22 protein-coding genes are annotated in these 24,413 nt (G+C 71.4%); 9 read left to right on the plus strand and 13 right to left on the minus strand.

The window, feature by feature from the left end; genetic code table 11:
* Positions 1–21: 21 nt before the first annotated feature.
* The 5 genes from HCC61_RS30250 to HCC61_RS19520 all read right to left on the minus strand — a co-directional run bounded on the left by HCC61_RS30250 (position 22) and on the right by HCC61_RS19520 (position 3,675).
* Positions 22–198: a hypothetical protein gene (locus tag HCC61_RS30250; RefSeq protein ID WP_206322735.1), complete on the minus strand. Its 177-nt coding sequence runs from the start codon at positions 196–198 to the stop codon at positions 22–24.
* A gap of 273 nt (positions 199–471) precedes the next feature.
* Entirely contained in the window at positions 472–1,476 is a 1,005-nt protein-coding gene (locus HCC61_RS19505; RefSeq protein WP_206322736.1) for a hypothetical protein, read from the minus strand.
* Between the two features lie 177 nt (positions 1,477–1,653).
* On the minus strand, positions 1,654–2,274 hold the full coding sequence (locus HCC61_RS19510) for a DUF4148 domain-containing protein (RefSeq protein ID WP_169137092.1): 621 nt from the start codon (positions 2,272–2,274) through the stop codon (positions 1,654–1,656).
* A 101-nt stretch (positions 2,275–2,375) separates the two neighbouring features.
* Positions 2,376–2,993 (minus strand): hypothetical protein, encoded by a 618-nt coding sequence (locus HCC61_RS19515; protein ID WP_169137094.1) that lies wholly within the window; start codon positions 2,991–2,993, stop codon positions 2,376–2,378.
* 118 nt (positions 2,994–3,111) lie between these two features.
* Positions 3,112–3,675, minus strand: coding sequence for a hypothetical protein (locus HCC61_RS19520; protein ID WP_169137096.1), 564 nt, complete (start codon positions 3,673–3,675; stop codon positions 3,112–3,114).
* Between the two features lie 877 nt (positions 3,676–4,552).
* On the opposite strand from HCC61_RS19520, the gene HCC61_RS31265 reads away from it, so the two are divergent.
* Positions 4,553–5,230 carry a glycoside hydrolase family 3 N-terminal domain-containing protein gene (locus HCC61_RS31265; protein ID WP_169137098.1) on the plus strand — a complete coding sequence of 226 codons (678 nt, stop codon included), beginning with the start codon at positions 4,553–4,555 and terminating at the stop codon, positions 5,228–5,230.
* Entirely contained in the window at positions 5,146–5,733 is a 588-nt protein-coding gene (locus tag HCC61_RS31270; RefSeq protein ID WP_277349075.1) for a glycoside hydrolase family 3 N-terminal domain-containing protein, read from the plus strand. The genes HCC61_RS31265 and HCC61_RS31270 overlap by 85 nt, the downstream gene beginning before the upstream one ends.
* A 153-nt stretch (positions 5,734–5,886) precedes the next feature.
* Here HCC61_RS31270 and HCC61_RS19535 read toward each other — a convergent pair whose 3' ends face one another.
* From HCC61_RS19535 to HCC61_RS19550, 4 genes are all read right to left on the minus strand, one after another.
* On the minus strand, positions 5,887–6,459 hold the full coding sequence (locus HCC61_RS19535) for a cob(I)yrinic acid a,c-diamide adenosyltransferase (RefSeq protein ID WP_169137100.1): 573 nt from the start codon (positions 6,457–6,459) through the stop codon (positions 5,887–5,889).
* A gap of 186 nt (positions 6,460–6,645) precedes the next feature.
* The gene (locus HCC61_RS19540) at positions 6,646–8,352 is read right to left on the minus strand and encodes an APC family permease (RefSeq protein WP_169137102.1); all 1,707 of its coding nucleotides are present in this window, start codon (positions 8,350–8,352) and stop codon (positions 6,646–6,648) included.
* Positions 8,353–8,564: 212 nt separating this feature from the next.
* Positions 8,565–9,320, minus strand: a complete 756-nt coding sequence (locus HCC61_RS19545; protein WP_169137104.1) for an ABC transporter permease — start codon at positions 9,318–9,320, stop codon at positions 8,565–8,567.
* 121 nt (positions 9,321–9,441) lie between these two features.
* A complete protein-coding gene (locus tag HCC61_RS19550; protein ID WP_169137106.1) occupies positions 9,442–10,239 on the minus strand; it encodes an ATP-binding cassette domain-containing protein in 798 nt (265 codons plus the stop codon).
* Positions 10,240–10,341: 102 nt separating this feature from the next.
* Here HCC61_RS19550 and HCC61_RS19555 point away from each other — a divergent pair, with 102 nt between their 5' ends.
* From HCC61_RS19555 to HCC61_RS19570, 4 genes are all read left to right on the plus strand, one after another.
* On the plus strand, positions 10,342–11,127 hold the full coding sequence (locus HCC61_RS19555; RefSeq protein WP_169137108.1) for a TetR/AcrR family transcriptional regulator: 786 nt from the start codon (positions 10,342–10,344) through the stop codon (positions 11,125–11,127).
* A 233-nt stretch (positions 11,128–11,360) separates the two neighbouring features.
* On the plus strand, positions 11,361–12,209 hold the full coding sequence (locus HCC61_RS19560; protein ID WP_169137512.1) for a 3-hydroxyacyl-CoA dehydrogenase family protein: 849 nt from the start codon (positions 11,361–11,363) through the stop codon (positions 12,207–12,209).
* 237 nt (positions 12,210–12,446) lie between these two features.
* A complete protein-coding gene (locus tag HCC61_RS19565; RefSeq protein WP_169137110.1) occupies positions 12,447–12,800 on the plus strand; it encodes an STAS domain-containing protein in 354 nt (117 codons plus the stop codon).
* A 121-nt stretch (positions 12,801–12,921) separates the two neighbouring features.
* A complete protein-coding gene (locus tag HCC61_RS19570; RefSeq protein WP_169137053.1) occupies positions 12,922–15,666 on the plus strand; it encodes an ATP-binding protein in 2,745 nt (914 codons plus the stop codon).
* 210 nt (positions 15,667–15,876) lie between these two features.
* On the opposite strand, the gene HCC61_RS19575 is transcribed toward HCC61_RS19570, so the two are convergent.
* Complete coding sequence (locus tag HCC61_RS19575; RefSeq protein ID WP_169137112.1) at positions 15,877–17,628, minus strand: hydrogenase maturation protein; 1,752 nt, start codon at positions 17,626–17,628, stop codon at positions 15,877–15,879.
* Positions 17,629–17,836: 208 nt separating this feature from the next.
* Positions 17,837–18,508, minus strand: coding sequence for an endonuclease NucS (gene nucS, locus HCC61_RS19580; protein ID WP_169137114.1), 672 nt, complete (start codon positions 18,506–18,508; stop codon positions 17,837–17,839).
* Positions 18,509–18,741: 233 nt separating this feature from the next.
* On the opposite strand from nucS, the gene HCC61_RS19585 reads away from it, so the two are divergent.
* Entirely contained in the window at positions 18,742–19,134 is a 393-nt protein-coding gene (locus HCC61_RS19585) for an SCO5389 family protein (protein ID WP_169137116.1), read from the plus strand.
* A 166-nt stretch (positions 19,135–19,300) separates the two neighbouring features.
* Here the strand turns inward: HCC61_RS19585 and HCC61_RS19590 are convergent, their stop codons facing one another.
* On the minus strand, positions 19,301–20,497 hold the full coding sequence (locus HCC61_RS19590) for an LLM class flavin-dependent oxidoreductase (RefSeq protein WP_240969130.1): 1,197 nt from the start codon (positions 20,495–20,497) through the stop codon (positions 19,301–19,303).
* A 213-nt stretch (positions 20,498–20,710) separates the two neighbouring features.
* Between HCC61_RS19590 and HCC61_RS19595 the strand changes: the two genes are divergently transcribed.
* Both HCC61_RS19595 and HCC61_RS19600 read left to right on the plus strand, forming a co-directional pair.
* Positions 20,711–21,043, plus strand: a complete 333-nt coding sequence (locus HCC61_RS19595; RefSeq protein ID WP_169137118.1) for an ATP/GTP-binding protein — start codon at positions 20,711–20,713, stop codon at positions 21,041–21,043.
* A 448-nt stretch (positions 21,044–21,491) separates the two neighbouring features.
* On the plus strand, positions 21,492–23,273 hold the full coding sequence (locus tag HCC61_RS19600) for an ATP-binding cassette domain-containing protein (RefSeq protein ID WP_169137120.1): 1,782 nt from the start codon (positions 21,492–21,494) through the stop codon (positions 23,271–23,273).
* Between the two features lie 36 nt (positions 23,274–23,309).
* On the opposite strand, the gene nrfD is transcribed toward HCC61_RS19600, so the two are convergent.
* Entirely contained in the window at positions 23,310–24,227 is a 918-nt protein-coding gene (gene nrfD / locus HCC61_RS19605) for an NrfD/PsrC family molybdoenzyme membrane anchor subunit (protein ID WP_169137516.1), read from the minus strand.
* Between the last annotated feature and the right edge of the window lie 186 nt (positions 24,228–24,413).

A 24,413-nucleotide genomic window follows, 5' to 3' on the forward strand; every position in this document is an offset into this window, starting at 1 on the left:
CCGCATCGCGCTGCCGTCCGGCTAGCGCCGGTTCTCACGGTCCCGGCTCCGGTCCCGGTGGTGGGGGTGGGCCCGGCTCCTGTCCCGGTGGTGGTTCTCGTGGTTCTCGCGGTCCTCGCGGGGGTTCGCGGGATCGCGGGATTCGCGGAGGCGGCGGGCGTCGCCGCGGCGCAGGGCGGTGGCCAGCAGGTAGTTCACTCGTACGTCGTGGTAGTCGGTGGCGGCCTCGACGTGCTCGGGAAGGTTCGTACGGTCGTCGCCCGAGGCGGTGTCGCGCCCGGGAGAGCCGTGGAAGCGGACCTCGGTCTCCGGCTCGCTGCCGAAGCGGAGGCGATCGGCCGCGACCGATGCAGTCAGCTCGATGTCGGGCCGGGCGGGGGAGCCCGGGTCAGCGGTGCGGGAGCCGGGACCGGGACCCGGACCGGGGCCCGGGGTGCCGTTTGTGCTGCTGTCGCGGCGGCCGTCGCGCTTTCAGGGCGGTTCCTCGCGTCCGCGCTTGCGCGGGGCGCGGCGCGCGGGCCGCTCGCCGGAGCGGGCGGAACGGGCGGAGCGCGCGGAACGCTCCGAGCGGTGCCCGTTTCCGTTTCCGGCCGCATCCTCGCCTGCCCGCCTTGCCGTACGGGTGGCGGACCTGGCGGTCTTGGCCGCCTTACGGACCGTACGGCCGGACTCGTCGATCGTCCTGCCCGCGCTCCGGCCGACCTCTCCGGCGGTCTCCGCGGCGCCGCCGCCCACGTCCTCGACGGCCTCGCCCGCACCCCTGCCGATGTCTCCGACAGCGCCGCCGGCGCCTTCGCCCACGTCTCCGACGGCCTCGCCCGCGCCGCCGCCCACATCTTCGACGGCTCTGCCCGCGCCCCGGCCGACTTCCTTCGCGGTCTCTCCGGCGCCTTCGCCCACGTCCTCGACCGCCTTGCTCGCGCCCTTGCCGACGTCCTGCACCGCGCCGCCCGCGCCCTCGCCGACCTCCTCGACCGCCTCGCCCGCCCCGCTGCCCAGCTCGCGCGTCGCGGAGCCGAGTCCGGCGGTGATCTGCTCCAGGATCTGCGGGTTGCGGTCGATGGTGGTCAGCACGCGCCCGATGATCTGGGCGACGTTGTCCAGGCGGACCTTGAGCAGCGCCTGGGCGTCCACACCCTTGATGTCCAGCTGGACCTTGCCGAGGGCGACGTCCGCGCCGACGTTGAGCTTGAGCATGTCCAGGACCTCGGCCTGAAGCGAGACCCGTGCCCGCAGGTCCTCGACCTCGAGATCGATCTCCTCGACGTGCAGTTGCGGTACGTCGAGGAGGACGTCCGGGTCCTCGTGGCCTGCCGTGGCGGGGAGACCGGCCTCGCTTTCCCGGCCGCCGTCCCCCTCGCCGCCCCCGTCGTCGTACGCGTCGTACGGCTCGTACGGCTCCTCGTACTCGTCGTCGTAGTCCGGGCCGTACTCCTCCGGATTCCCCTGCTCAGCTCCGTGATCCGTGTCGCTCATGCCGCTCCCTGCCGGTGCGAATACGGGCAGAACGCTCTTTTCACCATAGAGCGGCTTCCCGGTGAGCGCCCGGGCGCACATGGAACGGCCCGGCCTCGCGTGCAGGGGAACGCGTGGCCGGGCCGATCAGTGTGGGGGGTGGGCCAGTGGGGAGAAGCGGAGCCCGTAGCGGAGGGGTCAGCCGCAGTGCTCCTGCTTCTCCTTCTTCGTCATCTTCCGCGTGTGCTGGGTCTTGGTGCTGGGGGCGTCTGCCTTGGGGCCCTTGGCGGTGAAGGGGACGTACCAGATGCGGTGGCCGTAGAACTCGTCCTCGAAGTGCATCTCGTAGGTGCCGTTCACCTCCTGCATGGCTGCTTCGCGGGTGATCCAGCCGACCTCGTTCGGCTTGACCTCGACGTTGGTCTGCTGCTGCTCGGTGTGCGAGCTCTCCCAGGCGTGCGAGTAGCTCGCCTCGATGGTCACGCTGAAGAGCTTGGTGAAGCCGTACTGGGCCTTCATGGAGACGCCGACGGTGTTGGTCTCACCGGTGGTGTCGGACCATCCGACGGTCGAACGCTGAAGGTCCTTGGTGCAGTTGAAGGCGCTGTCGCCGACCTGGTGTGCGTCTCCCATGGAGTCCACGGGCTGGCCGGAGGGGTGGAAGACGCACTTGTCGGTGCCGTTGTCGCACTGGTCGAGGAGTTCTCTGGTCGTGGGCTGCTCCGCGTCGTCGGCCTGCGCGGCCAACGGCGTCATGGCTGTGGCGCCTGCGGTCGTGATGGCGACCACCAGCATCGACAGCTTCTTGCGGCGGTTCATCGTGCCTCCGATGAGGGTGGGGGTAAGGCGGTTGTCGCTGGGGGCTCATCGAAGGACCTGGTGCGCGGAGGACGGCTGCCTTCGAGGAGGACGGGTCGGGATCAGCCGCAGTGCTCCTGCTTCTCCTTCTTCGTCATCTTCCGCGTGTGCTGGGTCTTGGTGCTGGGGGCGTCTGCCTTGGGGCCCTTGGCGGTGAAGGGGACGTACCAGATGCGGTGGCCGTAGAACTCGTCCTCGAAGTGCATCTCGTAGGTGCCGTTGACCTCTTCCATCGCCGCTTCGCGGGTGATCCAGCCGACCTCGCCGGGCTTGACCTCGACGTTGGTCTGCTGCTCCTCGGTGTGCGAGCTCTGCCAGGAGTGCTCGTAGCTCGCGGTGATGGTCACCTTGAACAGCTCGGTGAAGCCGTACTCGGCGCTCATGGAGACGCCGACGGTGTTGGTCTCACCGGTGGTGTCGGACCATCCGACGGTCGAACGCTGAAGGTCCTTGGTGCAGTTGAAGGCGCTGTCGCCGACCTGGTGTGCGTCCCCCATGGAGTCCACGGGCTGGCCGGAGGGGTGGAAGACGCACAGGTCGGTGCCGTCGTTGCACTTCTCGAGCAGTTCTCTGGTGGTGGGCTGCTCATCGTCGGCCTGGGCGGCCGTGGGGAAGAGCGCCGTCGTGCCCGCGGTGGTGATGGCTATCACCAGCATGGACAGCTTCTTGCGGCGGGTCATGATGCCTCCGACGAGGGTGGGGGTAAGTCGGCTCTTGCCGGGTTCGCCTCTGGACGGGCTGTGCGCGCGGAGCGCGCCTGGTGCACCGGGTGCATGGAACGCAACGGGTGCTGCCGCCTCAGCTGAAGGTGATGGACTGCGTGCGGTCGTCCATCACGTTGCCGATGTTGGGAGTCAGCTCGTCGAAGGGGCCGTCACGGTCGCCGCCCTGTCCCGGCTCCGAGTACAGGTTGAGCGTGCAGTTGCCCCACGGCTGGATGGAGGAGATCTTCTTCTTCCAGTCGTCGCCCAGGTCGATCTTGAAGTCGACGTCGTCGGCGTCGCCGTCGCACAGCGCGGTGTTGGTGATGGTCAGCGAGGCGCCGCCGTACTTGGTGTCCTCGAAGACCGTCGCGCCGATGATGTTGCTCTCGTCCTTCGTCGACACACCGGACGAGGCGACCGGCTTGTCCCCGGCGCGGGTCTCGCCGAGGGCCTTGGCCTTGCCGGTGGAAGCGTCGAGGAGGCGCTCGCTGCCCTGGATGCCCGTCGCCGAGTCGAGGCTCTTGAAGCACTGCGTCTTGCCGCTCTTCGCGTCGAGCCGGCAGTGGTTCCCCTGCCCCTTGGCGGCGCTGCCGCTCCCCTGCCCTGAGACCGCGCCGTTCGCGACCGGTACGGCGATGACGCCGGCGAGCAGTGCCACTGCGGCAACGGTGATGCGAGTACGCCTTCTTGTGTCGGTGGCCATACGGGACTCCAACCCCTCGTGCCTGACCAGCATTTTTGGTACAGGCCTTGTAGGAGTGATGGTACTCACAGAAAGCAGAATTGAAAGAGAAATCGGAAACTCATTGCCGTTGCACGGCCGCTACGCGGGAAGACCACGAGGTCGCCCGCGGTGAATGTGGCGTAGCTCTCACCGGCGCGGGCGCGACCGGCGTGGAAAAGAAATGCCGTACGTCCGGATTAGGTAAGTCCGTCCGCGGGTCCGATGGTTTGCAGAATCTGTCGCAGCAATGCGGATTGCAGGTCTTGTACGCCGTCTGACCTGGGGTTTCGGCTCGTGGGATCCGCGATGGAAGCACTATTCACAGAGAAACCTCAGGAGAGCCTCAAATTAACCTTAAGGCTTCCTTAAGAAGGCGTGCAGAACCGTTCCCCGTAAAAATGGAAGTGTCTTGAGCGGTGGATCGGAATCGTTCTGCCCATTCGGCAGAGCATGTATGCGGAAGCGTACGGAGGGATCCGGGGAACGGTACGGAAACGGACGCAGGGCGGGTGCTTTGCGGGCATCTCCGGCCTGATGGGACTCGTCCTGCGGGCCCATCGGGGCGCATCGGGCGCACCGGTGACTCCCGGGGGCACGGCCGGATCACGCGATGTGCGTGCCCGGCGGACACGTGCGCGAGGGACCGCGTGACCCCTACTGTGCTGCGTGCCCGCACCGGGCGCGCTTGCCCGACACCCGTGCGCGCCACGCCGGTTGGCGCCGCCCGCCCGCCGACGAGACCCGATCCCGACCCGACCCCGCGCGATCCCGAACGCCACGCACGCCGCCCCGACCTGGAGGCCCCGGGAAGATGCCGAAGACCCCGACCGCCCGCGCAGCGGCCGGTGCCGCCGCCCTCGCCGCCGTCGTTCCCCTGGCGCTCACGGCCGACGCCTCCCCGGCGGGCCGCTACGGTGCGGTCCCCACCGCACGGGCCGACGCCCCTTCGTGTGCCGTACGGCAGTCCGCGGAGATGAGCCTGGAGCAGAAGGCGGGCCAGCTGTTCGTCAGCGGGGTTGACGCCGACGCACCCGCGGACGCCGAGATCGCCGCCGTACGCGATCTGCACCTCGGCGGTGTCGTGCTCACCGGCGGCACCGGCGCCGGCACGGGGACCACGCGCCGGGTGAGCGACCGCGTGCAGGAGGCGGCGACAACGGGCGGCGTGCCGCTGTGGGTCTCGGCGGACCAGGAGGGCGGCAAGGTCCAGCACTTGAAGGGTCCGGGCTTCGACGCGATGCCCACGGCGCCCGGGCAGGGCAGGCTCGGTGCGCAGGAGTTGCGCTCACGCGCGAAGCGCTGGGGCGGGCAGCTGAGTGCGGCCGGCGTCAACGTCGATCTGGCGCCCGTGCTCGACACCGTCCCCCCCCGGAACTCGGCAGCGGCAACAAGCCGGTCGGCTTCCTGGAGCGCAACTACGGCACCGAGCCCGGAGCGGTCGCCTCCCTCGGCACCGCCTTTCAGTCGGGCATGGCCGACGCGGGCGTGACACCCGCCGTCAAGCACTTCCCCGGACTCGGACGGGTGCGCGGGAACACCGACGACACCAAGGACGTGCGGGACGACGTCACCACGCGGGACGACGCCTACCTCGAACCGTTCCGCAAGGCCGTCGCCTCCGCCCGTACGCCGATGGTGATGATCTCCAGCGCCCGCTACACCAGGATCGATCCGGACGCCATGGCCGCGTTCTCCTCCACGGTGCTCACCGGCATGCTCCGCGAGGACCTCGGCTTCGACGGCGTCATCGTCTCCGACGACCTCGGCGCCGCCAAGGCGGTCGAGGACGTGCCCGTGGGGGAGCGCGCGCTGCGCTTCCTCACGGCGGGCGGGACGGTCGTGCTCAGCGTCGACGCGCACGCGGTCCCCGCGATGGTCGACGCGGTGCTCCAACGGGCCCGTACGGACGGGGAGTTCCGCGCCCGCGTGGAGGCGGACGCGAAGCGCGTGGTGGAGGCGAAGGCCGCGGCGGGCCTCCTCGACTGCGACTAGGCCGTTGCCGGCAGGCCGGCCGCGAGGGCATGCCACTCGCCGTCGCGATACCGGCGGATCCCCGGATCTGCCGCGGCCGGAGGCACTCCTGACGCTCTGTCGGGGCTGTGCAGGCCGTGCGGCGCGAAGGCCACCAGTCCGCTCAGTGGTCGCTCAGCGGTTCTCGCCCGGCACCCACATCACGTCGCCGACGGCCTTGTTGGCCGAGCGCGCCAGGATGAACAGCAGGTCGGAGAGGCGGTTGAGATAGGTCGCCGTCAGCGGGTTCATGGTGTCGCCGTGCTCGTCCAGCGCGAACCACGTCGAGCGCTCGGCCCTGCGTACGACGGTGCACGCCTGGTGCAGCAGCGCCGCGCCCGCCGTGCCGCCGGGGAGGATGAAGCTGCGCAGCTTGTCCAGCTCCTGGAGGAAGGCGTCGCAGTCCGCCTCCAGCTTGTCGATGTAGCTCTGCTCGACGCGCAGCGGCGGGAACTCCGGGTCCTGGACGACGGGTGTGGCCAGATCGGCCCCGACGTCGAAGAGGTCGTTCTGCACGCGTACGAGCACGGTGGTGATCTCCTGCGGCAGTTCGCCCAGGGCGAGGGCGACGCCGATCGCGGCGTTGGCCTCGTTGGCGTCGGCGTAGGCCGCGATGCGCGTGTCGGTCTTGGCGGTGCGGCTCATGTCGCCGAGGGCGGTGCTGCCGGAGTCGCCGGTACGTGTGTAGATGCGCGTCAGGTTGACCATGTACCGAGCGTACGGTGTCACGCCCGGACGGGCCCGGCGGGTCCGTCCGCATCAGGCGGCGTACGGGACGTTCCCCGCCCGCCCTGGGTGAGCCGACGGACGGGCCGTACTCATGGCAGAGGGCGGGTTCACGGCGTCGGTACGCCGTGGACCCGCCCTCCTGTTCTGCGCGGTCCGGCCGGAGGCTCAGTGGGCCTGCGGCGGTGAACCCTCAGATGCGTCCTGCCTGTTGAGGATCTCCTGCACCCGCTCCCTGGGCAGCGCCGAGCGCAGCGCCAGCCAGAGCACGATGGCGGTGAGGACGAGGCAGGCCACGGCGCCGAGGTTGAAGTCGAGGAGGCCGAGGTTTCCGGCCTTCTCCTTCTGCTCCGGGTAGTCGCCGACGTAGCTGATGACGGCCAGCCCGGCGTACCAGACCAGGATCCACCAGCCGTGCTTGAAGTCGAGCGGGGGCGTCTGCTGCTTGGCGACCGCGTAGTACACGGCCATCAGCACATAGCCCAGGATGATCGCGACGAAGAGCTTCCAGTTGGTGTCCCAGCCCGTCCAGTAGATGATCAGGTTCGTCGACCACAGGGCGAGGAATCCGATGACCCAGCCGAACCTGTTGCCGAGATGGAACGGGCGCGGGTGGTCCGGCATCTGCTTGCGCATCGCCAGCAGGACGAGCGGTCCGCAACCGAAGGAGAGGACCGTGGAGTTGGTGACGAACTCCACCAGCTTGCTCCAGCCGGGGAAGGGCAGGAAGAAGAAGCATCCGACGACGAAGGCCAGGATGAGGCTGACCCAGGGGACGCCGGTGGCGTTGACCTTCGAGAGACCGGCGGGCGCGTTGCCGTTGCGGCCCATCGCGTAGGAGATGCGGGCCGTGACGCCGGCGTAGATCAGGCCGGTGTCTCCGGGGGAGATGATGGCGTCGGCGTAGAGGATGCCGGCCAGCCACACCGCACCGAGGATGCCCGCGATCGCCGCGAGCGGACCGAACGTCGCCAGTACGTCCCCGTGGGAGCTGAAGTGGGCTCCGACTGCCTGCCAGCCCTCGGCCTTGATGGCGCTGCTCGGCACGGCGCCGAGGAAGGCGATCTGGAGCAGGATGTAGATGATGCCGCAGATGACGACGGAACCGATGAGGGTCAGCGGCACATTCCGCTTCGGGTTGTCGGTCTCGCCCGCGAGTTCCACGCCCTGACGGAATCCGAAGAAGGAGAAGGCGATGCCCGCGGTGGCGACCGCGGAGAACACCCCTTGTGAGCCGTACGGTGCGAATCCGCCGAATTCGGGCGACGTGATGTGTTCCGGGTTGAAGCTCAGCCCGAAGAAGACCCCGATGACGACCAGGATGACGACGAGTTTCCACCACACCAGGATGTTGTTGATCCGGGCGAACCACCGCACGCCGAAGAAGTTGACGATCACGAAGACCGCCATGAGTACGACGGAGACCGCGGTGCCGGCAGGCGTGAGGACGGCTTCCTTCTCCTTGATCTCCTGAAGCCACGGAATGTAGTTGGTGGAATACTGGACGACCGCCAGGACTTCCACGGGTGCCACCGCGGCGGCGGCGATCCACGTGACCCACCCGATGGAGAAGCTCGTGAAGGAACCGAACGAATAGTGCGGATAACGGGCCACACCGCCCGAGTGCGGGAACATCGTGCCGAGTTCCGAGTAGGTCATCCCGATGATGACGAACATGACGCAGCCGATGGCCCAGGAGACGATGGATGCGGGCCCCGCGAGCTGAGACGCGTCGAGAGCTCCGAAGAGCCAGCCGGAGCCGATGATGGAGCCGACCGCCGTGAAGAGCAGCCCGATTGTGCCGAATTCCCGTTTGAGTTTGTTGTCGTCGCCGCCCTCGTGAAGTGGTGCCTCGGGGCTGCTGTCCACGGCCATGTAGCGGCCTCCTCCTGATTACCGTGTCCTACTCGCCTGCGCGGCCGTGATCGGGTACACGGCTCGACGGAACCACAGCAGGGTGCGCGCGCTACCCCATATCTGTCCAGTACGAGCTGTGTTTCGCGGAAAACCCCCAGGAACTGAGGCCGTTATTTTGGGCGGAATTCCAGCGATGACGTGACGAAAGGCACAAGTTTCGTTTGTGTGCTTCATGCGCCGGCGCGGCGGAAGAGATGTGCCCCTGTCGTCGTGGAGACGGCGGCCAGCAGCACCGAGACGAGCGCCCCCAGAGCCAGCCTTCCGTCCCCGTACTCCCCGACGAACGCCGCCCGCACCGCGTCCACCAGATACCGGAACGGCACGCACCGCGACACCGCGTCCAGCCACCCCGGCGCCAGCGCCATCGGCAGCAGGATGCCCGAGAGCAGCATCGCCGGCAGATTGAAGGCGTTGACCACGGGGGCGAACTCCTGCGGTGATCCGACCCGCATCGCGAGCGCGTACGACAGCGACGCCAGCGACATCGCGAGCACCCCCACGAAGACGAAGCCCACCGCCACTCCCGCGACGGGTGCGCGCAGACCGAAGGCGACCCCGACGGCCACCAGCACGAGCGACTGCAACAGCAGCTGGAGCACGTCGCGCAGCAGGCGGCCCAGGAGCAGCGCGAGCCGGCTCACCGGCGTCACCCGCATCCGCTCGATCACCCCGTGGTGCTTCTCGAGGATGATGCCGAAACCCGCGAACGCCGAGCTGAACAGGCCGAGTTGGACGAGCAGCCCGGGTACGAGCGTCTGCCAGGAGTCGCCTCCGCCACCCAGCGGGACCTTCTGGAGCAGCGGCCCGAAGAGGATCAGGAACATCAGCGGCTGGAGCAGGCCGAAGAGCAGGGAGACCCGTGAGGACAGGGTCTGCCGGACGTAGCGGCCGAAGATGACGCCGGTGTCCGTGAAGAGGCGGAGCATGGGGGTTCTTCCTTCGCTTGCGTTGCGGTCGTTTCCGTTGCGGTCGTTCCGCTGTGGCTGTGGTCGTTCCGCTGTGGTCGTGGCTGTGGCTGTGCTTCCTGCGGGCCGTAGGTCCGCGCCGTCAGACCGCGACGGGCTCGCCGGTGCCGCTGTCGCCGGTGACCGTGCCGCGGCCCGTGATGCTGATGAAGGTCTCCTGGAGGGTGGCGCCGGGCCCGCCCCCGTACCGGATCTTCAGCTCCTCCGCCGTGCCCTCGGCCGCGATCCCGCCGTGGTCGACGATGACGAGGCGGTCGGCCAGGGCCTCGGCCTCGTCCAGGTAGTGCGTCGTGAGGAAGACCGTGGTGCCGGAGGTGTCGCGCAGCCTCCGGATCAGCGCCCACAGTCCGGCGCGGCTTCCGGGGTCGAGGCCGGTCGTCGGCTCGTCGAGGAAGAGGATCCCGGGGCGGTGGGTGAGCGCCATCGCGATGTCCAGCCGGCGCCGCTGCCCGCCGGAGAGCGTGGCGCACGGCCGCTCCATTACGTCGCCGAGACCGAGCTCGTCCGCCAACTCCGCGACCCTGGCGGCCGCTTGGGGCTTGGTGAGGCGGTAGAGCCGCGCCTGGGTGGTCAGCTCCTCGCGTACGGACACGGCCGGATCGACACCGCCCGACTGCGCCACGTACCCGATCTTCGTCCGTACGCCCGCCGGGTCCCGGGCGAGGTCGTGACCCGCGACGGTCGCGCTGCCCGAGGTCGGCGGAAGCAGCGTGGTGAGCATGCGGAGCGTGGTGGTCTTGCCGGCGCCGTTGGGGCCGAGGAAGCCCAGGATCTCCCCGCGCCGGACGGTGAGGTCGATGCCGCGGACGGCCTCGACGGTGCCGCGCTTCGTCTCGAAGGTGCGGGCCAGCCGCGAGGTCAGCAGTACGGGTGAAGTCATGGCGATTACAAAAACAGAGCGGCTTAAAAATTGCAACCGCCCCCAACTTTGGCCTGTGGCCAAGTTTTCAACGTATGCAGCGATGTGCCTACGATGGGCGCCATGGCGAGTGGACGAGGGGCGACCGGTGCCCGGAGCGGGCGGAACGCGGGGGGTGCGCGAGGTGCAGGTGCGCGGGGTGCGCGGGGTGCGCGAGTCGAGGCGGACGCCGCGGACGCCACGGGCGCTGCGGACGCATCGGACGCGGCGCCGGAGGGCCGTCGGGAGCGCAAGAAGCGGGAGACCAGGCAGCGGATCTCCGACGTCGCCACCGGCCTGATGCTCGACCGCGGCTTCGACGCCGTGACCGTCGCCGAGATCGCCGAGAGCGCCGACGTCTCCGTCAACACGGTCTACAACTACTTCCCGTCCAAGGAGGACATCTTCTTCGACCGGGAAGGGGAGATGACGGAGCGCCCCTCGCGCATCGTCCGGGAGCGCGGGCCCGGTCAGTCCGCGGCCGGCGCGCTGCTGGCCCGCCTCCGCGAGGACATCGCCGACCGCAGCCTGCACGGCGGAGTCGTCGAGGGATACGACCGGTTCGCCCGGTGCATCCACGAGGCGTCCACCCTCATGGCCCGCATGATGGTGATGCACCAGCGCACGGCCGACCGGCTCGCGGCCACCCTCCGCGAGGAGACCGGCGCGGCCCCCGGCGATCCGCGTCCCGAACTGGTGGCGGGGCAGCTGCTCCAGTTCACCAACGCCCTGTTCCGCGACACCACCATCGCCGTCTCCCGTGGCACCGACCGCGACGAGGTGGTAAAGGACGCCCTGCACCGCGTCGACGTCTTCGAGTCGCTGGTCGCCGACGAGCTGCTCAACTACGCGCGGCGGCCCGGGGAATGAGCCGCGGACCCGGTCCGGGTGGTCCGCTCCGGCGGGCCGCGCAGCGCGGGGAAGAACGGCCCCTGTGTGCCCCTGCTCCCGCGAGCCGTGCGGGTTGGACACCTCCGGTGTGATGTCCGCCATGTGAGACGTGACGCGTGTCTCTTCGCCGCCACAAGGCCTGCACGAAGCGCTAATGTCCGCCCAACAGGCGTTCTCGCAAAGGCAAGGGCAGGTAGGGCCAGGTGGCTGTCGTGGGGAAGAAGCTCGCCGTCGTCGGTGCCGGACTCATGGGGTCCGGGATCGCTCAGGTCTCGGCCCGGGCGGGCTGGGACGTGACCCTGCGCGACGTGACCGGCGAGGCGCTCACCCGCGGCACCGACGGCATCAAGGCGTCGTACGAGAAGTTCGTGAGCAAGGGCAAGCTCGAAGCCGCCGAGGCGGAGGCCGCGCTCGCGCGCATCACGACCACCACGGACCTGGACGCGGCGGCCGACGCGGACGTCGTCGTCGAGGCCGTATTCGAGAAGATCGAGGTCAAGCAGGAGATCTTCGGCCGGCTGGACACCCTGGTGAAGGACGGCGCGATCCTCGCCTCCAACACCTCCGCCATCCCGATCACGAAGATCGCGGCCGCGACGTCGCGTCCCGAACGGGTCGTCGGCACACACTTCTTCTCGCCCGTGCCGATGATGACGCTGTGCGAGCTGGTGCGCGGTCACCGTACGAGCGACGAAACCCTCGCCGCCGCACGCGAGTTCGCGGAGTCCGTCGGCAAGACCTGCGTGGTCGTCAACCGCGACGTCGCCGGTTTCGTCACCACGCGGCTCATCTCGGCGCTCGTCGTCGAGGCGGCGAAGCTGCACGAGTCCGGCGTGGCCACCGCCGAAGACATCGACACGGCCTGCAAGCTGGGGTTCGGGCACGCCATGGGCCCGTTGGCCACGGCAGACCTGACAGGCGTCGACATCCTGCTGCACGCCAGCGAGAACATCTACACCGAGTCGCGCGACCCGAAGTTCGCGCCGCCCGAATCGATGCGCAGGATGGTCGACGCGGGCGACATCGGCCGTAAGAGCGGCCGGGGTTACTACGACCACTGACCACACGCACGCACACGCACAGACGCGGGCACGCACCGCACGCACACGCAGGAACGCACACACGACGGACCGACTGCCGCTCTACGGCGGCGCGTTCGAGAGGGCATCGCCCGCGAGGGTGATTTCCGTATCGGTTCGAGCACGGACGGCAACCGGGCTGCGGGAATCGCAGTCAGTTGTGGTGAGACATACAAGACGTGAAGGTACGCGCAGCAGAGACACATCCGGGGAGCGGTTATGCAGATCAGGGGCGACCACGCCGAGCTGGCCGTCGGGGGTCGCCTCGACGTCCGGAGCGCGGCGGACGCCCGTACGGTCCTTCACTCCGCCGTCGACTCCGGCGACGGCGACCTGGTGCTGGATCTCGCCGGACTCGACTCATGGGACGCGACCGGTCTCGGCGTCATCATGGGCGCGCACCGCAGAGCCGGCCGCTGCGGCCGCAGACTGGTGCTGCGCGACGTTCCGCCCCAGATGCAGCGGCTGTTGGTGGCCACCCGGCTGCACCGGATCCTCGCCATCGAAGGCGGGCTGACGGCCTCCGAGGCGCAGATTCTCACCAAGCTTGACGTGCACGGCGGTTCAGCCTGAGCGCTCGCGGTAATACTGTGCCGGAAGCAGCGCCCGGTGCTGCCGTTCGCGCCGACCTGCGACGGGAGATGCCGATCTAGGCGGGGCGTGCTCGTACCGGAGCAACTGGGGGCATTCCACCATGGTTCAGCACGGCAACACTCAGCACGGCGGCGGACACGGCGGCGCGGAGAGCGGCGGCATGGGCGGATACGCGGCGGAGCCCGGCCCCGGACGCCCCGTACGGCTGGTCGTCGGCAGGCAGCTGCTCACCGTGAACCCCGTCGACGGCAGCGAGGTGGAGCCCTGCCCGCCCACCGAGGCGCCCGGCGAGCCCCGACGGCTGACCCTTGGCGAACGCGCTGAGCGCGAGCGTGCGGGAGGCCGGAGCCCGGGCGGCGAAGGCCCGGCGTACGCGCGTGACACCGGCGGCGGCCGACCCGGTTCCATACCGGACTCCACAGCCGGGCCGCACGGGGAGGCTGACGGCGGGCAGCCGCCGGCGCCCGGCGCTCCCGGCAGACGCGCGATACCCATGCTCGAACGGGACGAGGACCGCGAGCGCCTGGCAGGGCAGCTGGCCCGCGGCCGTTCCATACGGCTGACCGGCCTTCCCGGTTCCGGACGCACCACGCTCCTGGACGCGGTCGCCTCCGATGTCGCGGACCTCGCGCCGGACGGCGTGATCCGGCTGAGCGGCCACCGCCGTACGGTCTCCGACCTCCTTCAGGAACTCTTCGCCGCGGTGCACGACGCACCGTTCCACCGCCCCGACGACGAGGAGATACGCGCGGCGCTGCACGGCGTGGGCGCCGTGGTCGTCGTCGACGACCTCTCCTTCGGCGGTGACGCACTCGATCAACTCCTCGAAGCCACGCCCGAATGCGCCTTCCTCTTCGCGGTCACCCCGGACGTCGCGCCTGCCTCCGGCGACGTCCACGTGGAGGAGTTCCGGCTCGCCGGGCTCAGCCGCACCGCATGCCTGGAGCTGCTGGAGCACGCCGTACGAAGACCGCTGACCGACGAGGAGGCGGACGCCGCGCAGGACATGTGGTTCGCCTCCGAGGAGTCCTCGGGCGGTCTGCCGCTGCGCTTCGTACAAGCGGGCGCGCTGCTGCGTTACGGCGGCCGCACCGGCGAGCTGAGCGGGACCCGCAACAGCGCCATGAGCGCACGTGTCGCCGAGCGGCTGTCCGCCGCCGCACGCGACGTGCTGCGATTCGCGCTCTCCCTCGGCGGCGAACTGCCGCACCGCACCCAACTGCCCGCGCTCGTCGGGGATCCGCAGGCCGACGAGGCGGAGGGCGAGCTGGCACGCGCCGGGCTCGTCACCGCCGCGGGCGGGCACTACCGGCTTGCGGCCGGAGTGGCCGACGCGCTGTCCGCGGCGGGGTTCGCCGACGGTACGGGCGGCCGCGCCCTGATGGCGGCGCATCACTACGGCTGGTGGGCCGGCCACCCCTCGGTGACTCCCGCGATGGCCGCCGCCGAGGCGGACACCGTGCTCGCCGCCCTGCACGGAGCGCACCGCGGCGGCCATGCGAGCGCGGCGGTGCTGCTGGCGCGCTCGGCGGCTCCGGCGCTGGCGGCCTCGCTGCGCTGGAGCGCGTGGGACAAGGTGCTGCGCGGCGGTCTGGAGGCCGCGCGCACATCGGGCGAAGTGGCTCAAGAGGCGTATTTCCACCACGAGTTGGGTGTGCTGGCGCTCTGCGCCGGGCAGTTGCCGCGGGCCGTCGCCGAGCTTGAGGCGTCCATCGCGCTGCGCGGCGCACTCGCTGATCAGCAGGGCACCTTCGCGGGGCGGCGCGCGCTCGCGCTGGCCACGGACCTGCTCGTCGCCCAGCATCCCGCGGCTCCGGTGGGGCCCGGCCCCGCGGACGGTCCCGGGGTGCCGGGCGCCGGAGGGCGGCCCGGTGCGCCCTCCGTACCGGGAGAGCACAAGCCCGCTGCCGCCGCTCATCACGGTCAGGCCGGGGCGGAACCCGTCGCATACGACGGCGACGACAGACCCACGCGCTCGCTCGCGGCCTCTCTCAGAGGGCACAGACGGGGAGAGCGGCGGGACGAGGAGCCCGAGACGGCACGTACGGTCGCCGCCTCGATCGCCGGTCCGCGGGCCGGCGCGGTGGGCCAGGCCGCCGACACCAGGCCCGTGCTCGTCCACTCCGCCCGCAACGCGGTCGCGTACGGGGCCCGCAGGAATCTGGCCGCGGCGGGCGCAGGCGCCGTGCTGATCGCGGTGCTCGCCACGATCGTCGGGCTGGGCCGGATGCCCGACGACGGCACCGGCCCGCTGGACCGAGGCAAGCCCGGGTCGACGTCGCAGCGGGACGACCACAGCGAACTGAACGCGGACGAGCCCGGCAGCGGCAGCCCCAGCAGCCGGGAGAGCAGCAAGTCGGGCAGCCCCAGCGAATCCAGTGACTCCCCCGAGGCGTCCGAGAGCGCGAGCAAGGAGTCGCCCAGCAAGAGCAGTTCGGCACCCGACGACCCGTCGTCGAGCAGCGAGCCGGGCGACGCCGGAGGCTCGGGCGACGGCTCCCCGACCGGCAGTCCGGGGGACAGCGGCGGCACGGACGACGGCGGTACCGATGACGGCGGTACCGATGACGGCGGTACCGACAACGGTGGTACGGACGACGGCGGTACCGACAACGGTGGTACGGACGACGGTGGTACGGACGACGGCGGCACCGATACCACCGGCGGTACCAGCACCGGGGGGACCAACACCGGCGGCACCAACACCGGCGGTACCACCGGAGGCAACAACAACGGCGGCAACGACGGCGGCGGAAGCTCCGGCACCGGAGGGACCACGAGCGGCACGATCCTCGGCGCCATGGGCTTCGCGCCGACCACCGACCCGGGCTACTTCGCCGTCTGACGGCCAAGCCGCATCCCGTGTGGTGGATGAGCACCACGCAACGCGTGCCGAGGCCCGTCGGCTGATCGTCAGGGACCCGATGATGTCGTCGGTCACGACACCGCCGGTGCGGCCACCGCCCGGTCGTCGCCACGGGCCGAGCCGACGCCCGCCCGGCGGCCCGGCCGGACGCTCGCCCGACCGCGGTGGCCGCTGCGACCGCCGTGGACGCTACGGACGGGCCGTGCCCGCCGCGCCGCTCGCAGCGCCCGCGCCGCCCGCCTGGCCCGTACCGCGCCCGCCGCCCGTGCCGCGCACCGGCTCCTTGCGTACGAACGCCCCGCGCAGCGCGTGATACGGCTCGTGCCGCCCGAAGAACTGCCGGTGCATGCGGGCCAGTTCGGCACCGCGGTACTCCGCCAGCGGCTTCGCCGCCTCGTCGCGCGCCCGCGCTGCCGCCTTTCCTGCGACGCGCTCGCGCAGCACCGGCGTCCGCGCCAGCTCAACCGCCATCCGTGACGTCTCGTCCGCGAAGTCCGCGGGCGCCGCCGCCACCAGACGGTCCACCAGCCCCGCCTCCGCGGCGGCCTGCGCGCTCATCGGCAGCGCCTCGCGCATCAGCCGTCCCGCCGTCTCCGCGCCGGCGCGGCGGGGAAGGGCGTACGTCCAGAACTCCGACCCGTAAAGGCCCATCAGGCGGTAGTGCGGGTTGAGCACGGCGCCGCGTCTGCACCACACCTCGTCCGCGGCGAGCGCGAGCATCACGCCGCCGGCGGCGGCGTTGCCGCCCAGCGCCGCCACCACCAGCCGGTCGCTCGTGCGCAGCACGGCCTCGACCAGGTCGTCCATGGCGTTGATGTTGTCCCAGGACTCCTCGCCCGGGCCGGCGGCGGCCTCGATGACGCCGAGGTGGATGCCGTTGGAGAAGAAGTCGCGGCGGCTGCCGAGGACGAGCACCGAGGTGGGGCGGGTGAGCGCGTGCCGGTAGGCGGTCAGCAGCCGCCGGCAGTGGCCGGTGCTCATCGCGCCGCCCGGGAAGGAGAACCAGAGGAAGCCGGTCGCGCCCCGCTCCTCGTAGCGGATGTCCGACCAGCCGCCGTGATCGCCTTCGAGGGGGGCGGGCACCTCCGGTACGGACTGCGGCAGGCGTGCGCCCAGCGCGTCCACCGCCGGTGTCTTGAACGTGCGCGGGCCGCCCGGAGTGCGCCGCGGCCGCAGTTCGGGGATCCACACCGCGCCGTCGCGGGTCGCCCGGCAGACGGCACCGGCACGGGTCGCGACGATCTCGCCCGGCGCCGCCCCGTCCGTGCGCAGTTCGCGCTCGGGGTGGCCGCCGTGCAGGAACCACTCCGCGCCGAGCAGTTCGTCGAGCACGCCCGGCTGGGAGTCCGCCGCGCGCAGCTTGCGCAGCACAGTGTCCGTCGGGTCCGAGGCCCAGTCGATGCGGCGCAGCTCCTGCCGGAAGTACGGCCGCCACACCACCTCGTGTGCCGCCTCCGCCTGCGGCTGCGGCTTGAAGTCGCCCGAAGCGAAGCGGGCGACGGCGAGCTTCACCGCCGCAGACGCGGCGTCCGACACCTCGTTCCGGTACACGTCGCTCTTGCCCGCGCCGTCCTCCGGCAGCGCGAACGGGACGGTGGCCCATACGTCACCGGCGTCCATCGCGGCGTCCGCCTGGAGCACGGTCACCGCCCAACTGCGCGCGCCGGAGTCGATCGCCCAGTCCAGGGCGGAGGGGCCGCGGTCGCCGGGCGGTCCGGGATGTACGACGAGGCAGACGTGCCGCGACCACACGTCCTCCGGGAGGGCCGTCCTGAGCATCGGCGCGACGACGAGCTCGGGGCGGTGGCGCCGTACGGCTTCCCTCAGGGCGTCGTCGTCCCCGCCGCATACGTGGTCCAACTCGTGGCCGAGATCGGTGAGTTCGGCGTACACGCGCTGAGTGAGGCTGTTGAACGCGCTGGCCACGAGCAGAATCCGCACCGCACACTCCCGGGTCCCACGGGCCGGGGGCCCGGGCGGCCCCCGGCGCGAACAGCCGGACGCTACCCCCGCCCGGCGGGCCGTTCCGTGAGCCATGAGGTGTGCGGCGGGGACACGACCCTTACGGACGCGCGCTTCTCAGAAGAACGGATCAACCGGACGGGCATGCGCAGAGCATGCGCAGAGCGGCCCGTGGTCGCGCTGCCGTTCAGAAGAGCCGCAGCTTGTCGTCCTCGATACCGCGCAGCGAGTCGTAGTCGAGGGTGACGCAGCCGATGCCGCGGTCGGAAGCCAGCACACGGGCCTGCGGCTTGATCTCCTGGGCGGCGAACACGCCCTTGACCGGGGCGAGATGAGGATCGCGGTTGAGGAGGTCGAGATAGCGGGTCAGCTGCTCGACGCCGTCGATCTCGCCGCGCCGCTTGATCTCGACGGCCACCGTCGTGCCCGACTCGTCCCTGCCGAGGATGTCCACGGGCCCGATCGCGGTCGGGTACTCGCGCCGGATCAGCGTCCAGCCCTCGCCGAGGGTCTCCATGCGGTCCGCGAGGAGCTCCTGGAGATGGGCCTCGACGCCGTCCTTGATCAGCCCCGGATCCGGGCCGAGTTCGTGCGAGGAGTCGTGCAGGATCTCGTCCATCGTGATGATCAATTTCTCGCCCGACTTGTTCTGCACGGTCCACACGGAGCCCGCGCCGTCCTCGGACTCCTTCACGGTGCATGGCGGCGACATCCAGTTGAGCGGCTTGTAGGCGCGGTCGTCCGCGTGTACGGAGACCGAACCGTCGGCCTTGACCAGGATCAGCCGTGGGGCGAGCGGGAGATGAGCGGTGAGCCTGCCGGCGTAGTCGACGGAGCACCGGGCGATGACGAGACGCATGGGCGGTCACGCTACCGGCCCGGCCCCGGCGATGCGATTCGCCCCTGGATCGCCCTCTTCGAGTGTGGCCGGATGTATGCCCATTCGCATGGTGCGGTCACTGTCCGCCCCTTACCGTTAACGATGGGGGGTGTCGCCGTACGGAGTCGTGTAATCACCCGGCGCCGAGCGGGGTCCCTTCCAATCCATCAGGAAGACCCCTAAATCCCCAGGGGTCGCGAGAGGAGATCCCAATGTCGCTCGACGTCTCACCGGACCTGCTGGCACAGGCAGAACGGGGCGAAGTCGACGAGCGTGACTTCGTCGACTGCGTCCGTACGTCGCTCCCGTACGCATGGGAGATGGTCAGCAACCTGGTGGCACGGCTCAAGGTGGACGGCGGCGAATTCGCCGACAACCAGACGCCGCCACCGGATGAACAGGCCCGTGGTCAGCTGCTGCGTGCGCTCGCGAGCAATGCGATACGCGGCGCGCTGGAACGTCACTTCGGAGTACGGCTCGCCTTCCAGAACTGCCACCGTGTCGCGGTCTTCCCCCTGGACCCGGCGGTCGACGAGAGGCTGGCGCGCTTCACCTCCGTCCGCGGGCAGCTGCTCAACCAGTCGCCGGCGCTTCGCGACTGCTGACCCGGCGGCCGGCACCTGTGCCACGTTGCCGCTGCTCCCGTGGGCAGCGGCAGCGTGCCGTGGATGCCGGTGACGGGCCGTGCGGTGCGTGAGCCCGTGCGGCGCGTTCCGCCCCGCGCGGTGAGCGAGCCGCGCGGTGAGTGAACGGCGGGGAGGCCCAAGGGACTTATGGCCCCGGGGGGAGCAGAGCCAGGACCTCCTCGCCCAGTCGCTGCACATTGCGTTCGGTCGCCGCCAGGTCGCCGGTGCCCTCCACGAGGAGCGCGAAGCGGCCGATTCCGGTGCGTTCGTACGTGGCGGCCAGCCGGTCCGCGCACAGCCGCGGAGTGCCCACCGGATGCAGCCCGCAGAGCAGTTCGGTGTAGGCGAGCGGATCGCGCATGGTGCGGTTGCGGTCGTCGACGGTGCGGTGCGCGCCGAGTCCGGTGCGGAACCAGCCGGGCATCGCCTTCGTCAGCGACTCGGCCGCTTCGGCGGTGGTGTCGGCGACCTGTGCCACACCCGCCGAGATGTGCAGCGCGGCGGCCCGCGCGATCTCATCGGGGTCGTGCCCGGCCTCGCGTGCCTCGCGCCGCCACAGCGCGACGACCTCCGCCTTCTCCGCGTCGCCGCAGTGCATGCCCAGCAGCATCGGTAGACAGCGCCGGGCCGCGAGCCGTACCGAGGTGGGCGAGGTGCAGGCGACGACGACCGCCGGGTGGGACGCCGGGCGGGACGGTGCCGGGCCCGTGTGGCCCTCGCCGGGAGCGGTTTCCCCGGGTGCGTCCGCGGTGGTGTCGGCGGCCGGTGCGTCGCGGGCGGGTAGGTCGCCGGCGCCCGTGACCTGGTGGCCCGCACCCTGTCCGCCCACGTCGTGTGCGAGCGCGAACGGCTCGTCGCAGCGCGGCACCACGTCGACCTCGCGGAACCGGTAGCGCTCGCCGTCGGCGCCGACCCGTTCCTCCCGCAGCCAGCGCAGCAGCAGGTCCAGCGCCTCCGGGAAGCCGTGCTCGTACGCGTCGAGACCGCCGCCCAGCACCTCCAGGTCGATCCAGGGCCCGCCCCGTCCGACGCCGAGCGTGAAGCGGCCGCCGGATGTGAGGTGCAGCAGCGCCGACTGCTCGCCGAGGGCGACCGGATGCGCATTGGGTAGTACGGAGACTGCCGTGCCCACGCCGATGCGCCGGGTGCGCCCCAGCAGCAGCGCGGCGAGAGTCACGGCGGACGGGCACACCCCGTAGGGCACGAAGTGGTGTTCGGCCAGCCAGACCGAATCGAGCCCCGCCGCCTCAGCCGTCTCGGCCGTACGTACCGCACGGTGCAGCGGCTCGCTCTGGCCCTGCCCGGGGAACTGCGCGGCGAGTACGAATGCTCCAACTCGCATGCTGCTCCGTCCTCTTGATCTTTCCGGCCTCCAGGCAATAACGGCTGACACGTGCCAAAGGCACGGCCTGGACAGGAGATTCTTCCGATGAACGGCACGTGGCAACAGTCTGTGGACCGGACGCAACGGTTCTGCCGCCCGGGCTGCGGGCATACGCGAGGTCTGTGGCTACTGTGGGAGCGATCCGCGCTCTCCGAGCTTTCGAGGTGTTCCGTGTCGCCGCGTCGTAACCGCCCCCGCAGCGGTGCAGCCAAGTCCTCCGCCGACGGCGGCCGCGAGGAGGGGGCCGGCACCCGGTACGGAATCGAGCGCACGGAGGAGTGGCGCGGCGAGGAGTGGGCCGTACGGCAGATCGGCGGCACCACGGGCAAGCGGTATCGCTGCCCGGGCTGTGACCAGGAGATCCCGCCGGGAGTGCCGCATGTCGTCGCATGGCCGCGGACGGGCGGCGTGGACGACCGGCGGCACTGGCACAAGGCGTGCTGGAACGCGCGGGACAGGCGCGGGACGCGGATCCAGCGCTCGCGCAACGCGCCCCGGTACTAGGGCAGTTGGACGTCCGCAGGGCTGTCGCGTGCGGCGCCCGGACGGCTGCCCCCTGCCCCCTGCCCCTGCCCCCGCTGCCGGGGCGGCCGGAAATCCGGGTGCCGCGGCGGGACCCGGGCCGGTATCCTCAGCAGGGTCCTGTCGTCTCCGATTGAGGTGGACGTTGCGCATCTGAGGTCCGCGATCACCACGCGCCACGGCACGGTCCGTACGAGCACTCCCGTACGGGCACTCTCCGTACGAGCGTCACGCAGAGCAGGCTTCCCGCCGCCCGTGAACGCCCGCCGCCGTGAACCGCGTGGATGCGACCTCGGTGCATGAGCCGTCCCCCGCCCGTCAGGGCCAGGGCAGCACCCCCACTCATCTCGTTCTCTCAGGCTCGTGCCGACGCGTGGTGCTCGCATACGAAGCCCCTGCCACCCCGCGCACACGACTGTGAGAACAGATCATGACCAACGCCCGTATCAGCCCCGAGACGCCGGGCCCCTCCGTGACGTGCTCCGCCCTCTCCTTCCGCTGGCCGGACGGCACCGCCGTATTCGACGACCTCTCGCTCACCGTCCCCCGCGGGCGCACCGGACTGGTCGGGGCCAACGGCTCCGGCAAGTCGACGCTGCTGCGGCTGGTGGCGGGCGTGCTGCGTCCCGCCGCGGGCAGCGTGACGGCCGCCGGCGGCGTCGCCTACCTCCCGCAGGACCTCACCCTCGACACCGCGCTCCGGGTCGATCAGGCGCTGGGCATCGACGCGCGGCGGCGTGCGCTGCGCGCCATCGAGGCGGGGGACGTGGCGGAGGAGCACTTCGAGACCGTCGGCGACGACTGGGACGTGGAGGAGCGGGCCCTGGTGACGCTGGGCTCGCTCGGCCTCGGCGACGTCGGACTCGACCGCACGGTCGGGGAGTTGTCCGGCGGCGAGACCGTGCTGCTGCGGCTGGCCGCCCTGCTGCTGGAGCGCCCCGGCGTGCTGCTGCTCGACGAGCCCACCAACAACCTCGACCTGTTCGCCCGGCAGCGTCTCTATGAGGCGGTGGACACCTGGCGTTCCGGCGTGCTCCTCGTCGTGAGCCACGACCGTGAGCTGCTGGAGCGCGTCGACCGTATCGCTGAGCTGCGTTCGGGCTCGGTGAGCTGGTACGGCGGTGGCTGGTCGGCGTACGAGGAGGGGCTCGCGGCCCAGCAGGAGGCGGCCGTCCGGATGCTGCGCGTCGCCGACGCCGACGTACGACGGCAGAAGCGCGAGCTGGAGGAGACGCACGTGAAGCTGGCCCGCCGCCGTCGCAACAGCCGGAAGATGGACGCCGAGAAGCGCGCCCCGAAGATCGTCGCGGGCGGACGGAAGCGCTCCGCGCAGGAGTCGGCGGGCAAGCTGCGCGGCCTGCACGAGGACCGCCTGGAGGAGGCGCGGGAGCGGCGCGAGCAGGCGGCCGGCTCCGTGCGCGAGGACGCGGAGATCCGGGTGGACCTGCCGCGTACCGCGGTGCCCGCGGGCCGCACCGTGCTGCGCGTGCACGGGCTGCGTCCGCGCCACGGGAGGCTGCGGGAGGCCTCGTTCGAGGTGCGGGGGCCCGAGCGGGTCGCGCTCGTGGGGCGCAACGGCGCGGGCAAGACCACGCTGCTGCGCACGCTCGCCGGTGAGATCGAGCCGCTGTCCGGCGAGGCAGAGGTGTCCGTGCCGCTGCGCTTCCTGCCGCAGCGTCTCGACGTGCTCGACGGGACGCTGAGCATCGCCGAGAACGTGGCGCGCGCGGCCCCCGGGGCGACCGACAACCACATCCGGGCGCAGCTGGCGCGGTTCCTGTTCAGGGGGGCACGCGCCGAACAGCTCGCCGGCACCCTCTCCGGCGGGGAACGCCTGCGGGCGGCCCTCGCCGCGATGCTGCTGGCGTCGCCCGCACCGCAGCTGCTGATGCTGGACGAGCCGACGAACAACCTGGACGTGGGCGGCGTACGGCAGTTGACGACCGCGCTCGCCTCGTACGAGGGGGCGATGGTGATCGCCGCGCACGACCTGCGCTTCCTGGAGGCGGTCGGGGTCACACGCTGGCTGCTCGTCGGAGAGGAGCTGCACGAGACGGGCGGGAGCGCGGGTGCGGACGAGGTCCGAGAGCTGCTGGCGGGAGCGGGATCCGAAGCGGGACCGGGATCCGAAACGGATGCGGAATCCGGAGCGGGTGCGGAATCCGGAGCGGGAGCAGGACCCGGACCGGGCGCGGCACCCGACGGGACGTAAGGGCGCCGCCGCCGGGGCGCGGGGGCCGCCGTCCGCTCAGCCGGCGCCCTCGCCGTCCTGCTCGCGGCGGCGCAGCCGTTCCCGCTGGGGCACGACCGTGTACTTGGGGTCCTTCGAGGACTCCAGCCCGGCGTGGAAGACCCCCAGCCGCGTGCACGCGGAGGCCGCCAGCAGGGCGAGCCCGCTGACACCCGCGGCCACGCGGCTGCGCCCCGCGAGCAGCCCGGCGCCCGCCGCGCCCGCCGCGGACAGCACCTCCGCGGCACGCATCCAGCGGCCCCCGGTGCCGTCCCGGTAGACCTCGGCGACCAGTCCGAGCCTGCGCTCCATCGCCTTCAGCGCCGCGTTCTCCAGCGCGGTGCTGGCGAGTGCGGCGCTGCGCGCCGGGCCGTTCTCCGCGGTCGGCGACATCGCAAGTGCCATGCCGGAGGCGGCGGTTGCCGCGGAGCCGACGAAGACGAAAGGCAGCTCGCGGTAGCCGTCGTGCCAGCCCGGCACCGCGGTGTCCGCCGCCAGCACCGCCGTGTACGCGGCGACCGCCGGGCCGAGCAGGGCGGCACCGGCGGTGGCGGCGCGCCCCAGCCGCGGCAGCCTGCCGCTCAGTGCGCACAGGGCCGCCGCGCCCGCCGCCGGTCCGTACGCCGCGAGCAGCCACGAGCCGACGCTCATGGGCGAGGTCGGCTTGAACACCCGCAGCATGTTGACGAACCGCGACGGACGGCCCAGATCGTGGACGAGGGCTGCGGCCGAGCCCGCGACCGCGACGGCCGAACTCGTCTTCAGCGCCCGTGCCATGACGGGCCGTCCCGTCGTCTCCGCGCCCGCCGCGAGCACCGAGCCGGCGCCGGCCAGGCCGCCGAGGAAGAAGTAGCCGGCGATGTTCAGCGGCTGCCACGCGGGCTGGTTGAGCACCGGCCTGCCGTAGTACGAGGTGAACTCGGCCTCCGGCACCATGGTTTGCTCGCCCTTGCGGCCGCGCCGGCGGCCACCGCGGTGCCTGCCACGGCCCCTGCCCCTGCCGGAGCCCTTTCCTTCGCCGTACGCCGGGCCCGCGCTCGCGCTCGCGCCCGCGTCCGCTTCGACGCGCGCCCACGAATCCGCCTCCGCGGCCTGTCCCGCACCCCCGCGTCCGCCGTGCTC

It is taken from the genome of Streptomyces sp. HNM0575, from assembly GCF_012726265.1.
In the GTDB taxonomy this organism is placed as follows: domain Bacteria; phylum Actinomycetota; class Actinomycetes; order Streptomycetales; family Streptomycetaceae; genus Streptomyces.

Coding starts and splice junctions, on each gene's coding strand:
- HCC61_RS19590 (WP_240969130.1), bottom strand. CDS start 20,497: ATGCGAGTTGGAGCATTCGTACTCGCCGCGCAGTTCCCCGGGCAGGGC.
- HCC61_RS19600 (WP_169137120.1), top strand. CDS start 21,492: ATGACCAACGCCCGTATCAGCCCCGAGACGCCGGGCCCCTCCGTGACG.
- HCC61_RS19540 (WP_169137102.1), bottom strand. CDS start 8,352: ATGGCCGTGGACAGCAGCCCCGAGGCACCACTTCACGAGGGCGGCGAC.
- HCC61_RS19585 (WP_169137116.1), top strand. CDS start 18,742: ATGTCGCTCGACGTCTCACCGGACCTGCTGGCACAGGCAGAACGGGGC.
- HCC61_RS19565 (WP_169137110.1), top strand. CDS start 12,447: ATGCAGATCAGGGGCGACCACGCCGAGCTGGCCGTCGGGGGTCGCCTC.
- HCC61_RS19505 (WP_206322736.1), bottom strand. CDS start 1,476: ATGAGCGACACGGATCACGGAGCTGAGCAGGGGAATCCGGAGGAGTAC.
- HCC61_RS19515 (WP_169137094.1), bottom strand. CDS start 2,993: ATGACCCGCCGCAAGAAGCTGTCCATGCTGGTGATAGCCATCACCACC.
- HCC61_RS19570 (WP_169137053.1), top strand. CDS start 12,922: ATGGTTCAGCACGGCAACACTCAGCACGGCGGCGGACACGGCGGCGCG.
- HCC61_RS19535 (WP_169137100.1), bottom strand. CDS start 6,459: ATGGTCAACCTGACGCGCATCTACACACGTACCGGCGACTCCGGCAGC.
- HCC61_RS31265 (WP_169137098.1), top strand. CDS start 4,553: ATGCCGAAGACCCCGACCGCCCGCGCAGCGGCCGGTGCCGCCGCCCTC.
- nucS (WP_169137114.1), bottom strand. CDS start 18,508: ATGCGTCTCGTCATCGCCCGGTGCTCCGTCGACTACGCCGGCAGGCTC.
- HCC61_RS19550 (WP_169137106.1), bottom strand. CDS start 10,239: ATGACTTCACCCGTACTGCTGACCTCGCGGCTGGCCCGCACCTTCGAG.
- HCC61_RS19545 (WP_169137104.1), bottom strand. CDS start 9,320: ATGCTCCGCCTCTTCACGGACACCGGCGTCATCTTCGGCCGCTACGTC.
- HCC61_RS19555 (WP_169137108.1), top strand. CDS start 10,342: ATGGCGAGTGGACGAGGGGCGACCGGTGCCCGGAGCGGGCGGAACGCG.
- nrfD (WP_169137516.1), bottom strand. CDS start 24,227: ATGGTGCCGGAGGCCGAGTTCACCTCGTACTACGGCAGGCCGGTGCTC.
- HCC61_RS19510 (WP_169137092.1), bottom strand. CDS start 2,274: ATGAACCGCCGCAAGAAGCTGTCGATGCTGGTGGTCGCCATCACGACC.